Source organism: Planococcus sp. TJ-301 (assembly GCF_058268475.1).
Genome location: NZ_JBZDOH010000005.1, coordinates 76,023 through 88,834, shown reverse-complemented (window position 1 = coordinate 88,834; position 12,812 = coordinate 76,023). Strand labels below are relative to the sequence as shown.

Annotated in this window: 13 protein-coding genes; 3 read left to right on the top strand and 10 right to left on the bottom strand. The window is 46.7% G+C overall.

Translation table 11 applies throughout. The features are described 5' to 3' along the window. Positions 1-555: 555 nt before the first annotated feature. A complete protein-coding gene (locus tag AC4EHJ_RS16235; protein ID WP_490976644.1) occupies positions 556-1,422 on the bottom strand; it encodes a nucleotidyltransferase-like protein in 867 nt (288 codons plus the stop codon). 138 nt (positions 1,423-1,560) lie between these two features. Between AC4EHJ_RS16235 and AC4EHJ_RS16230 the strand changes: the two genes are divergently transcribed. Continuing rightward, the gene (locus tag AC4EHJ_RS16230) at positions 1,561-1,908 is read left to right on the top strand and encodes a YgzB family protein (protein WP_135505114.1); all 348 of its coding nucleotides are present in this window, start codon (positions 1,561-1,563) and stop codon (positions 1,906-1,908) included. 110 nt (positions 1,909-2,018) lie between these two features. On the opposite strand, the gene perR is transcribed toward AC4EHJ_RS16230, so the two are convergent. The 4 genes from perR to bcp all read right to left on the bottom strand — a co-directional run bounded on the left by perR (position 2,019) and on the right by bcp (position 4,568). Further along, positions 2,019-2,462 carry a peroxide-responsive transcriptional repressor PerR gene (perR, locus tag AC4EHJ_RS16225; protein WP_135505116.1) on the bottom strand — a complete coding sequence of 148 codons (444 nt, stop codon included), beginning with the start codon at positions 2,460-2,462 and terminating at the stop codon, positions 2,019-2,021. A gap of 119 nt (positions 2,463-2,581) precedes the next feature. Further along, entirely contained in the window at positions 2,582-3,133 is a 552-nt protein-coding gene (locus AC4EHJ_RS16220) for a cob(I)yrinic acid a,c-diamide adenosyltransferase (protein WP_490976643.1), read from the bottom strand. Between the two features lies 1 nt (position 3,134). Continuing rightward, the gene (locus AC4EHJ_RS16215; RefSeq protein WP_490976642.1) at positions 3,135-4,076 is read right to left on the bottom strand and encodes a D-2-hydroxyacid dehydrogenase; all 942 of its coding nucleotides are present in this window, start codon (positions 4,074-4,076) and stop codon (positions 3,135-3,137) included. A 15-nt stretch (positions 4,077-4,091) separates the two neighbouring features. Continuing rightward, the gene (gene bcp / locus AC4EHJ_RS16210) at positions 4,092-4,568 is read right to left on the bottom strand and encodes a thioredoxin-dependent thiol peroxidase (RefSeq protein WP_490976641.1); all 477 of its coding nucleotides are present in this window, start codon (positions 4,566-4,568) and stop codon (positions 4,092-4,094) included. Between the two features lie 121 nt (positions 4,569-4,689). On the opposite strand from bcp, the gene AC4EHJ_RS16205 reads away from it, so the two are divergent. Further along, complete coding sequence (locus AC4EHJ_RS16205) at positions 4,690-5,976, top strand: glutamate-1-semialdehyde 2,1-aminomutase (RefSeq protein WP_490976640.1); 1,287 nt, start codon at positions 4,690-4,692, stop codon at positions 5,974-5,976. A gap of 40 nt (positions 5,977-6,016) precedes the next feature. Next, complete coding sequence (locus AC4EHJ_RS16200; protein WP_490976639.1) at positions 6,017-7,102, top strand: FUSC family protein; 1,086 nt, start codon at positions 6,017-6,019, stop codon at positions 7,100-7,102. 34 nt (positions 7,103-7,136) lie between these two features. Here the strand turns inward: AC4EHJ_RS16200 and nikC are convergent, their stop codons facing one another. The 5 genes from nikC to AC4EHJ_RS16175 all read right to left on the bottom strand — a co-directional run bounded on the left by nikC (position 7,137) and on the right by AC4EHJ_RS16175 (position 12,763). Next, a complete protein-coding gene (gene nikC / locus AC4EHJ_RS16195; RefSeq protein WP_490976638.1) occupies positions 7,137-8,024 on the bottom strand; it encodes a nickel transporter permease in 888 nt (295 codons plus the stop codon). 17 nt (positions 8,025-8,041) lie between these two features. Beyond that, positions 8,042-9,046: an ABC transporter permease gene (locus AC4EHJ_RS16190; RefSeq protein WP_490976637.1), complete on the bottom strand. Its 1,005-nt coding sequence runs from the start codon at positions 9,044-9,046 to the stop codon at positions 8,042-8,044. A gap of 87 nt (positions 9,047-9,133) precedes the next feature. After that, on the bottom strand, positions 9,134-10,756 hold the full coding sequence (locus tag AC4EHJ_RS16185) for an ABC transporter substrate-binding protein (RefSeq protein ID WP_490976636.1): 1,623 nt from the start codon (positions 10,754-10,756) through the stop codon (positions 9,134-9,136). Positions 10,757-10,785: 29 nt separating this feature from the next. Further along, positions 10,786-11,769: an ABC transporter ATP-binding protein gene (locus AC4EHJ_RS16180; protein WP_490976635.1), complete on the bottom strand. Its 984-nt coding sequence runs from the start codon at positions 11,767-11,769 to the stop codon at positions 10,786-10,788. Then, positions 11,744-12,763, bottom strand: coding sequence for an ABC transporter ATP-binding protein (locus tag AC4EHJ_RS16175; RefSeq protein WP_490976634.1), 1,020 nt, complete (start codon positions 12,761-12,763; stop codon positions 11,744-11,746). Before AC4EHJ_RS16175 ends, AC4EHJ_RS16180 begins: the two co-directional genes overlap by 26 nt. Between the last annotated feature and the right edge of the window lie 49 nt (positions 12,764-12,812).

Genomic DNA, 12,812 nt, shown 5'->3' with positions numbered 1-12,812 from the left:
GGCATGCCGCCAGCGTTCGTCCTGAGCCAGGATCAAACTCTCCATTATAGAGTAGTGTTGATTGCTCAATACTGCTGGCGCATCGCCGTCCGAAGACGCACGATTCGCTTTTGATCTGCATGATGCTGATCAGTAGTTAAGCCACGAACACTTGGGGTTGAAAAGCTTTGCTCCGATTGCCTTGCGGCAACCCTCGCAAAAGCCGTTCGCGCGCCAAAGCGCTCGTGACGTCTTTCGTTGACGTTTTGCTGTTCAGTTTTCAAGGTTCATGTTATGTCCGTCCTGTAAAAGCGACTTCTCTAATTTATCATCGACGTCCAGAAGAGTCAAGCGTTTTTTGCATTTTTTATTATTGCGAAAAACTGTTTCTCTCTTAGCGACGTGTATTATCATAATACGATTCCTATCGCTGTGTCAACGATAAATGCAAAGATATTGTGATTTTATTAAAAGAGAAAGCTATTCGCGGATTCTCAAGCAGCCATTCACTCCGCTTTGACAGATAGGAGCCGGCCCTTCATGGCGAAGGCCGGCTCCTATCTGGGTTGTTCCGATTCAATTCTCTACATAATAATAGCGATGGAAGATGCCCTCGCTTTTAGTATTAACGCTTTCGACAGAAATCAAATCCTTGTCGATGAGATATTCAATGAATACCTCGAGGTTCGAAGAATAATTCCGAAGCTCTTCCTGCTCGTGAAGCTCCTGGATTGTCCAACGCTGTTTTTGTTCCATCACTTCACGGATGTGGCGCGCCCCATCCTTCGTCCGTGAATGAATGAGAAATTCGCTTGCGAGAAATAAAAGCTCCAGCCTTTTTTCCAGCGGCTCATCGCTCATCACCAATTCTTCATAAAGTTTGTAGATTGCCGGTTCCATCTGTTTTACTTGCGCCCAGACTGTCACTTCTGGCGGCAAACCGTTTTCCAGCACTGCAAGCCTTGCCAAATGATGAAGAGATTCTACTATATGATGATATGCATCCAAATAGTTTTTGCCTTCGAAAAAGACTTTCCCTTCTTGATAACGGCGGATCAGCTTCGCGAACTCCATTCCCATCTTTATCTTGCGCCCGTAAAAAGGATAGTCCTTCAGCTCGGTTTTCAGCTTTCCCATAAATTCATTGCGGTCGTAGATAATGCGCCCGTGGAAAAGCCAATCGACAATTTTCCGATTGGTTCCAAGCAACAGCCATTTTTTCAGCTGCTTTTCCGTTACGATGTGCATCGCCGCTTTTTTATCCAAATACGTATAATGCTTTGTATAAACGGACATCTCATTTTCCTTGGTGACGATGAGCAGGATCGAATCGAATGTATCGGTGATCGGACTCACCTTTTCCCGCTTTTCAACAAGCACGACGCCAAGTGTACTTTCCTGGCTGGCCCTCTCCTGATAAATCGGTCTTAGAATTTGTTCCATCTGTTTCCACTCCTTGCATATCTATCTGCTTTTTCTCTATTTCGACATATTTATTCCCTATTCCTGCAACAATGAACCATTATCACTTTTTACCTTCCATTATGATATAGTATGATTGATGCAAGGAGGAAAGAATTTATGAAACCTTATAAAAATAAAATCAACCGAATCCGAACTTTTGCCTTGGCACTTATCTTCATCGGAATCGTTATCATGTATGCCGGTATTTACTTCAAAGACTATCCAGTCGTTATGGTCATTTTCATGTTGCTCGGATTGCTCGCTATCATCGGAAGTACAGCCACCTATGCTTGGATTGGCCTATTGTCCATGAAGACCGTTCCCGTGCAATGTCCAAATTGCGGCCGCCATACGAAAATGCTTGGGCGCGTAGACATGTGCATGCATTGCCGTGAACCGCTGACAATGGATCCGGAACTTGAAGGCAAAGAATTCGACGTCGATTACAATAAAAAGAATAGCTGAATTTGATTTCAGCAAATAAAATCCGCCGCAGATAAATTCTGCGGCGGATTTTTAATTGGCTATAAATAATAAAAAATATAAAAAACGAGCATAAATTTCCTGCTCGTTTTTTATTGGGCTTGCGCGGACTTCCCGCTGCATTGCTGGCACGTCCCATAAATTTCAAGGCGATGGTAATCGACTTGGAATCCGGTAACGTGGGAAGCAAGCTGTTCCACTTCATCCAGGCCAGGATAATGGAAATCGACAATCTTTCCGCAATCATTGCAGATTACGTGATAATGGTCGTTGGTCACAAAATCAAACCGGCTGGAAGAATCGCCGTATGTCAGCTCTTTAACAAGTCCCGCGCTTTTAAAAACGCGCAAATTATTATATACAGTTGCTACACTCATATTTGGGAACGTTTTTTCAAGCGCTCGATAAATATCATCCGCTGTCGGGTGCGCCGTAGAATGAATCATAAACTCTAGGATTGCATGCCGTTGCGGAGTGATTCGGACACCTGTAGACTTCAATGTCTCTAGCGCGTCTTTTAAATGGACTTCAGACATCGCTGTGCACCTCACTTCTTAGATTCTTACATTATAATCGTTATAATTAGTGTACCTAAGCAGAAGGGCGAATGTCAAGAAATCACTATATTAGTAGGCTTTGAAGGCAATAGCTAATGTTAAGATTGGTGAAGATCCTTCTCTTTTCGGCCCAAACGCATATTGACCAGCCGGGCAGCCACAAATAGAAAATCAGACAAGCGGTTCAAATAAGCCAATACGTTCGGGGGAACTTCTTCTCCGATTGAAATCGCTGACCGCTCTGCACGCCTCGCAACCGTACGGGCTACGTGAAGGCCGGCTCCGGCGGGATGTCCACCGGGAAGGATAAAATTGGACAGCGGCGGCACTTCTTCATCAAAACGATCGATCCATCGCTCCAATTTTTCTATGTCTTCTTGGGTCAGCTTCCATTTCACTTCTTTACCTTTAGGCGTCGCCAATTCAGCCCCTACATGAAACAAAGTCGTCTGGATTTCATGGAAAACGGCATCCAATTCGTCTTTCTCCTGAAAAAATTCCGTTGCCATGTGGCTGATAGCCAAACCGATGGCAGAATTCGCTTCGTCGCAAGATCCGTATGCTTCCACTAATGGATCATTTTTCGCTACCCGCGTCCCGTATACAAGCGAAGTTGTTCCTTTATCGCCCGTCTTTGTATAGATTTTCACCTCAATACCCCTTTTCCATGCTTACCAGATTTGTCGGTTTGTCGTCTTTTGCAAGCCACTTTTTCAAATTCGGCACAAAAACTTGGAGTGCCCGTTCCACATATTTGCCAGAATGGCTGGACGCATGTGGAGAAATCACTATATTCGGCATTCCCCAATAAGGGTGCTCCTGTGGCAGCGGCTCTTGGGCAAAGACATCGAGCACAGCCATTCCGATTTCATTTGCTTCCAATGCCTCGGTCAAAGTTTCGTCCGTGAATAAATCCCCGCGACCGAAATTCATGAAAATGGCGTCATTTTTCATTGCCTCGAAATGCTCTTTCCTTAACATATTCCGGGTTTCCGCCGTACTTGGAAGCACAGAAATAACAATATCCGCTTTTGGCAACATGCCGAGGATTCCTTCAAATGCGACCATTTCCTCCATATAATCTGCAGCTTTGCCAGTACGGTTGCAGCCGATCGTTTGAACGCCGAACGCCAGCAGCAACCGCCCGATTTCTGAACCGATGGCCCCTGGGCCCAGAATCAGCGCAGTCGACCCACGCAATTCGGACGAACCGGTCTTACGGTTCCATTCGCCTTTATGCTGGCTTTCATAGATAAAAGGCAACGCACGCTTTAACGACAAGATATGTGCCAAGACCGACTCTGCCATCGGCGTTTTATGGATGCCTTTGACATTAGAGACGGTAATTCCGCGCGCAGCTATCGCTTCATGCGGCATTTTTTCAATGCCCGCACTGGCTACCATGATCCATTCCAGATTTCGTGCAGCTTCAATGTCTTCAGCACAGATATCTTCCCCGTATGTCACCAGTACTTGTGCATCTGGCAGATGCGTTTTGTCTTTATAAGTAAAATGGAACTGGACTTCCGGAAATTCTTCCCGCAGCTGTTGCTGCTGATGTTCTTTAGGCAAAAATGTGAATAGGACTTCCATATTCGCTCTCCCCTTTTACTGATTCGTAACCGTCTTGATGGTTTCCAGCACTTCCTGAATGTGGCCTGGCACTTTCACTTTCCGCCATTCCTTAATGACGGTTCCGGTCGGATCGATCAAGAATGTCGAGCGTTCGATTCCCATGAATTCCTTGCCATACATTTTTTTCTCCACCCATACCCCATAGGCTTCTGAAATCTTATGGTCTTCATCGACCAGCAGCGAAAACGGCAAACCATGTTTTTCAATGAATTTCGTATGCTGCTTTTCAGAGTCAGCACTGACTCCTAAAATGACTGCGTTCAATTCGGAAAAGTCTTTTTCCGCATCTCGGAAATCACATGCTTGCGTCGTGCAGCCCGGCGTCATATCTTTCGGGTAAAAATAAAGTACGACATATTTTTTCCCCGCAAAATCCGCCAATGATACAGTTTCCCCCACTTCGTTTTTCAATGAGAAATCCGGTGCTACCATTCCTTCTGACACTATCATTTCCATCACTCCTTTTCCTACTTCTATCGTACCGGACCAGCGATGCAGTTTCAATTTCTTTGGCGTTTAACAGTGATATTGTCTACAATAAGTAAGAGATTAAACTGGGAGGCAATCATTTATGAATCATTCTACATCTGAAGAGCTTCATGCAGAAGCACTCCAACACATCGTCGGCGGCGTCAACAGCCCATCACGATCGTATAAAGCGGTCGGCGGCGGTTCGCCTATCGTCATGGAACGGGCGAAAGGCGCTTACTTCTGGGACGTCGACGGCAATAAATACATCGATTATCTGGCTGCGTACGGTCCAATCATCACTGGCCATGCCCACCCGCACATTACAAAAGCAATCAGCCATGCAGCTGAGACCGGCCTACTATACGGAACGCCTACACGCCACGAAATCAAGTTCGCCAAAATGCTGAAAGAGGCGATGCCGAAAATGGACAAAGTCCGTTTCGTCAATAGCGGCACCGAAGCGGTGATGACGACTATCCGCGTATCGCGCGCCTATACCGGACGCACGAAAGTCATGAAATTCGCTGGCTGCTACCACGGCCATTCCGATTTGGTGCTGGTTGCTGCGGGTTCAGGCCCGGCGACATTAGGGATCCCGGATTCGGCCGGCGTTCCGAAGACTATTGCTGAAGAAGTCATTACCGTTCCTTTCAACGATCCTGCTGCATTTTCTGAAGCGATGGACCAATGGGGCGATGAGCTTGCTTGTATCCTGGTAGAGCCGATTGTCGGCAACTTCGGCATTGTCGAACCACTTCCTGGATATTTGAAAGAAGTACACCGCGTTGCTGCAGAAAAAGGCGCATTGATTGTCTATGACGAAGTCATCACGGCATTCCGCTTCCATTACGGCGGTGCGCAGGACTTGTCTGGATTGACCCCTGATTTGACTGCTCTTGGAAAAATCATCGGCGGCGGACTGCCGATCGGTGCATACGGCGGCAAGAAAGAAATTATGGATACAGTCGCACCGCTCGGCCCTGCTTATCAAGCTGGCACTATGGCCGGAAACCCGGCGTCCATCCAAGCGGGCATTGCGTGCCTCGAAGTTCTCCAAAAAGACGGAGTTTACGACAAAATGGATAGACTAGGCGCACAATTGGAAAGAGGGATCTTGGCCGCGGCTGAAGAATTTGGTGTTACAATCACAATCAACCGCTTAAAAGGCGCTTTAACCATCTATTTTACCGATCAGCGAGTCCAAAATTACGAGCAAGCTGAAGCGACGGACGGAGAAATCTTTGCCCGATTTTTTAAATTGATGCTTGAACAAGGCATTAACCTTGCTCCGTCCAAATACGAAGCTTGGTTTTTGACCACTGAGCATACACAGCAAGACGTTGAAGCTTCTATTGCAGCGGTTCGCGAAGCGTTCCGCCAGCTTTAAAGGATTGAAAAAAATACAGAGGAAAGGAGACCAAAAGCTCATGAGACTAGGTGCACGTATATTTAAAACCGGAATCGCCATTTCGTTCGCCTTATTTTTAGCGAATTTACTGGATCTCCCTTCCCCTGTCTTTGCGGGAATTGCGGCGATTTTTGCGATCCAGCCTTCCATTTATCGTTCCTACCTGACTGTTCTCGACCAAGTTTATGGGAATTTGATCGGCGCCGCAATTGCGGTGATGTTCGTTTTGACACTCGGTTCGAATTACTTGACCATCGGGCTAGCGGCGATGCTTGCGATTGTCATCATGCTGAAGCTGAAACTCCAGACCACCGTGCCCCTGACCTTGGTGACGATCATTGCGATTATGGAATCGCATGACCCAAACTTTTTGTCTTTTGCTTCGTTGCGGTTTGGAACCATCTTGCTTGGAATTTTGGCGTCATTCAGTGTCAACCTGATTTTCCTGCCGCCAAAATACGAAACGCGGCTCTTCACTTCTATCCATGAAGTGAGTGAAGAAGTTATCCGTTGGATTCGCGTTTCCATTCGCCATGCTTCCGCACATACAACATTGAAAGAAGATATTGAAAGCCTCAGCAATAAATTGGACAAGGTGGATCAATGGTATTCATTTTACAAAGATGAGCGGAGCTACACAAAAAAACAACAGTACACGAAAGCGCGGAAACTGGTGCTTTATCGCCAAATGATTGCCACTTCCAAGAAAAGCCTGGAAGTTCTGAAGCGGCTGCATCGTTTTGAAAACGAGTTGACCGACCTGCCGGAACATTTCCACGTGATGGTGCAGGACCGCCTGGAGAGCCTGGCGAGCTACCACGAGCAGCTTTACATGAAGTATGTCGGAAAATTGCGGCCTGAACATAGTGAAACTTCCGGAATCGACGCGGCAGAAAAAAGGCAGGAAATGATGGCGGTTTTTGTGAAGGAAATCAACATCGCCCACGAACAGGAAGGCAACGAATTTTCTATTTATCATCTCATGCACGTCTTATCGGCCATCATAGACTACGAAGAACAGCTGGAGCATTTGGACTTATTGATCATTGCTTACCACAACTACCATTCGGATGAAATTGCTTCAGAAATCGAAAAATCCATATAAAAAGTGCCGGACAAAAATTGTCCGGCACTTTTTATTATGACTTCATGCGTGGATCAAGTGCGTCCCGCAGGCCATCGCCCATCAAATTGAAGCCCAGTACTGTCAGCATAATGGCAATCCCCGGGAAAATCATGGTCCATGGCGCATTTGTCAGATAAGACCGTGAATCCGCCAACATTTTGCCCCATTCAGGTGAAGGCGCCTGCGCTCCAAGTCCAAGAAATCCGAGAGCGGCCGCTTCGATGATTGCTGTTGCAATCGCCAATGTACCCTGCACAATAACAGGTGCCATAGAATTCGGCAATATGTGGGAGAATAAAATTCGATTGTCTTTCATGCCGATTGCTTTCGCCGACATGATGTATTCATCTTCCTTGATGCTCAGTACTTTCGAACGGATCAAGCGACCGAAGTTCGGTACGTTAATGATGGCAATCGCGATTAATGCATTCCGGAGCGACGGCCCAAGAACCGCAACAACTGCAATCGCCAACAAGATACTCGGGAATGCGAGCATGATATCAAAAATTCGGGAAATGATCGTATCCACCCATTTGCCGTAATAGCCAGCCAAGATGCCCAAAATACTGCCGACAACTACTGAAGCGATTACCGCTAAAAAGCCGACCCATAACGAAATTCGGGCGCCGTATACAATCCGCGATAAAATATCGCGACCGAAGTCATCCGTCCCCATCCAATTAGCAGCAGAAGGGGGCAAGAGGCGCTGCGACAGGTTTTGTTCGTTGATTCCTTGCGGCGTAAAGAGCGGTCCAAAAATCGCAAGCAAGATGAAAAAAATGACGATTCCCATGCCGACTACCGCAACTTTACTTTTTCGGAAACCGCGCCATGCTTCTTTCCAGGGACCAGCGACTTTTTCCATTTTGATTTCTTTATTATCTGTAACTGCATCAGCCATTTTTTGCTTCCCCCCTTCTAATCATATTTAATACGCGGATCGACCAAGCTGTAAACCAGGTCGACGAATAAGTTGATCATGACGAAGATGAACGCCACGATCAGAATGCCGGATTGGATGACCGGATAATCACGGAAACCAATTGCTTCATAGATATAGCGGCCAATTCCTGGCCATCCGAAAATCGTTTCCGTCAAAATGGCGCCGCCTAAAAGCAAACCCATTTGAAGTCCGATAATCGTCAAAACCGGGATAATCGCATTTTTCAATGCGTGCTTGTAAACAACCCAAAACATTTTCAATCCTTTAGCGCGTGCCGTCCGGACATAATCCGAACGCATCACTTCAAGCATGCTAGACCGCGTCATGCGGGCGATGATCGCCATCGGAATTGTGGCCAGCGCAGTTCCTGGAAGCACCAAATGCTTTAATACGGTCGACAGCTGTTCAAATTGACCGGTGATGATTGTATCTATTACATAAAAATTGGTGATAACCTCGACTGGGTCCCTGACATTCTCACGCCCTGTTGTCGGCAAAATGCCCAGTTCAATCGAAAAGATCCACTGGTTCATCAAACCAAGCCAAAAAATCGGCATCGATACCCCGATCAATGCAATTATCATCGCTAAATAATCGAACCATGAATTTTGAAACCACGCGGAGATGATGCCCGCGTTGATGCCGATGATTACGGCGATGATAATAGCAAAAACAGATAACTCAATTGTCGCAGCCAAATACGGCCAGATTTCATCCGTTACAGGCGTCCGTGTGCGAAGGGATTGCCCTAAATCGCCGGTGATCAGCCCTTTCAGGTAATCAAAATACTGGATATACCACGGATTATCCAACCCTAACGTAGTCCTCAGTGCTTTAATTGCTTCTTCCGAAGCCTGTTGGCCTAAGATAACTTGAGCCGGATCCCCAGGAATTGCGCGGATGATCAAAAATACAATAAATGTCATACCCAGCAATACCGGAATTAATTGCAACAGCCTTCTTCCAATATAGTGAAGCATTTTTCTTCACCTCTCCATCTCTTGCGTTATGTATCCATTAAGGAAAAAAAAGAGGAGAAATCATGATGACCTCTCCTCTTTGGATGCCTACTCTAAATCTACAGATGCCAGTTTATCAGAGCCAGTTGGATGGGCCTTGAAGTTCACGACGTTCTTGCCGCCAGCTAACAACGGTGTAGAGTGCGCAAGTGGAACCCAAGGAGCGTCTGCATGGATGAGTTCCTGTGCCTGTTTGTAAAGGTCGTTACGAACTGTTTCGTCAACCTCAGTCTGTGCTTTGATCAATAGATCATGCAATTCCTGGTTTTTGTAGTACGTGTAGTTGTTCGAACCGATATTGTCCTGATCGAGCAACACATAAAGGAAGTTGTCGGCATCGCCGTTATCGCCTGTCCATCCTAGCAAGAAAGCATCCGCTTCCCCGTTTGCAGCTTTTTCAAGGTATGTTGCCCATTCAAATGAAACGATTTTCGCTGTAACGCCGACATCAGCCAAGTTTTTCTGAATCGCTTCAGCTACTTTTTGGCCATCTGGCATATACGGACGTGGTACAGGCATTGCATATAGCTCCATTTCGAAGCCATCTGGAAGTCCTGCTTCAGCCAATAATTGTTTTGCTTTTTCAGGATCATATTCATATCCTTCAATATCATCGTTATAGCCGTTGATTACTGGAGGCATCGGATTTTTCGCAACTTCTCCGCGTCCTTCAAAGAAAGCATCAACGATAGCTTGCTTGTCAATCGCGTGGTTCATTGCCTGACGCACTTTTGGATCATCGAAAGGCTCACGTGTAGTCGTCAATCCAAGGTAGCCGACGTTCATTGATGGTCTTTCGAATAACTGAAGATCCGCATTGCCTTCAATTGTTTTGCCGTCAGAAGGTGTAATTCCGTCGGCCAAGTCAATTTCACCAGACAATAATGCGTTCAAACGCGCTGAGTTATCTGGAATCGAACGGAAAATGACTTGATCCAATTTCGGTTCGCCTTCTACCCAGTAATCCGCGTTCTTTTCAATAGTAATAGAATCGTTGCGTTTCCATTCAACAAATTTGAATGGTCCCGTTCCGACTGGCTCATCGCCGAATTTATCGCCCGCAGCTTCAAAAGCAGTAGGTGAAGCGATACCGAAAGAACTCATTGCCAAGTTTTTCAAGAATGGCGCCTGCGGGCGTTTCAACTTGAATTCCACTTCGTAATCGCCAGTAGCTGTTACCGACTCGATTACATGGCCTTCGTCAGCAGCAAATCCGCCGAACATTGAACCATAGTATGGGAACGTATCAGCGTCTCCGCCTGCCCAACGCTCAAAGTTTGCTACAACTGCTTCAGCGTTGAAATCCGTATCATCGTGGAATTTAACGCCTTCTTCAAGTGTGAATGTATACGTCAAACCGTCTTCAGCGGCAACCCATTTAGTAGCTAGGCCAGGATTTATTTCTGTATCCTGCTCACCGAAGTTCACCAATGTATCAAAGATGTTTTTTGTTACTTTATACGATTCTCCGTCTGTCACGGCAATCGGATCTAGCGACACTGAGTCTCCTCCGCGTCCAAAGATCAATACTTTAGGTTCCCCAGAATCCTCTGAGTCCCCACTGTCTCCTCCGGTATTATCCGAAGATTCATTGGAACTGCAGCCGAACAACGCTGTCGATACCAATAAAAGCATCAGAAATGCCAGTGATAAGAACTTTTTCTTTCCCAAATTGACCCCTCCATTTGTGTTATTTATTATCATTGCGGCCTGCTTTGCTCATAGAGGTGGCAGGCTACAGAATGACCTTTTTCAACTTCCGCAAAAATTGGCACGGTGGTTTCGCAAATATCCATCTTGAACGGGCAGCGCGTATGGAAACGGCAGCCACTCGGTGGGTTGGCCGGATTCGGCACATCGCCTTTGATGATGATTTCTTCACGGACAAAATCCGGATCCGGCACCGGTACCGCTCCAAGCAATGCCTGTGTATAAGGATGCAGCGGCTTTTCGTAAAGTGCTTCGCTGTCCGCCAATTCCGCCATTTGTCCAAGGTACATGACGCCAACCCGATCGCTGATATGGCGAACCACGCCGAGATCGTGGGCGATGAATATATAAGTCAATTTCAATTCCTTCTGCAGATCCTGCATCAAGTTCAATACCTGCGCCTGGATCGATACATCAAGAGCCGAAACGGGCTCGTCTGCGATAATCAATTTTGGATTCGTCATCAAAGCCCGCGCAATTCCGATGCGCTGGCGCTGTCCGCCGCTAAATTGATGCGGGTAGCGTTTCGCATGGTAGCTGCTGAGGCCGACGATTTCCAAGAACTCGTGAACTTTTCTTTTGCGCTCTTTCGGATCGCCGATGTTGTGTACATTCAGCGGCTCCATGAGAATCTTTTCAATCGTATGCCTTGGATTTAAGGACGCATAAGGGTCCTGAAAAACCATTTGGATATCGCGGCGCATTTTTCGCATATCAGCGTTCGAGATGCTGGTCAATTCTTTGCCGTCAAAAAACACTTTGCCTTCTGTCGGCTCCAGCAGGCGCATTAGCATGCGGCCAGTCGTAGACTTGCCGCAGCCCGATTCGCCTACGATTCCAAGAGTCTCCCCTTCATTGACCGTGAACGATACATCATCGACAGCTTTCACATAGTTTTTTACTTGGCCGAGAATACCTGATTTGATCGGGAAATATTTCTTCAACCCTTCAACTTTTAACAACGGTTCTGTCATGCGGCTGCACCTCCTTCGGATCGTATAGGAAGCAGCGGGTCTGATGGTCTTCCGCTGTCAAATAAAGCGGCGGGCTTTCGGAAATGCACCGATCGAACGCGAATTCGCAACGGGCTGCAAATCTGCAGCCCGTTTTGATCGTTCCCGGCTTCGGCACGTTTCCTGGAATCGAGTACAGACGTTCTTTCTTAAAGCGCATATCTGGAACCGATGCCAGTAATCCGCGCGTATACGGATGCTGCGGATCTTTAAAAATCGTGTGCACCGGACCTTCTTCCACCACTTTTCCAGCGTACATGACGATGACCCGTTCACAAGTTTCCGCTACGACACCCAGGTCATGCGTGATCAACAACACAGCAGTGTCCAGCCGCTCATTCAAGTTTTTAATGAGCTTCAGGATCTGAGCCTGAATTGTTACGTCCAGCGCGGTCGTCGGCTCATCCGCTATCAGTACTTTCGGGTCGCAGAGCAAGGCCATTGCAATCATTACCCGTTGGCGCATTCCGCCAGAAAGCTGATGGGGATAATCCTTCATCAGCCCTTCTGCGCGCGGCAGTCCGACCAGCTTCATCATTTCAACCGCACGGTCGTTGATCTGTTTCTTCGACCAATCCCGTTTATGGATTTTTACTGCTTCGCGCAATTGGTCGCCGATTGTAAACAAAGGATTCAGCGACGTCATCGGCTCCTGAAAAATCATCGCGATGTCGTTGCCGCGGATTTCACGCATCTCTTTTTCTTTCAGATGGGTCAAATCCTTATTCTGAAATAAAATTTCACCGCCAACAATTTTTCCTGGAGGGCTTGGAACCAGACCCATGATCGATAGTGAAGTGACACTTTTTCCACAACCTGACTCACCGACTATCCCTAGCACTTCGCCTTCACGGATATAGAAATCTATGTCATCAACCGCAGGCACCTCACCGTCATCAGTGAAAAAAGAGGTTTTTAAGCCATTAACTTCCAATATTTTTTTACGGTCTTCCACAATGCCACCCCTTTGCCATCTTCTTTAAACTGAAAATTCTATGTGTTTA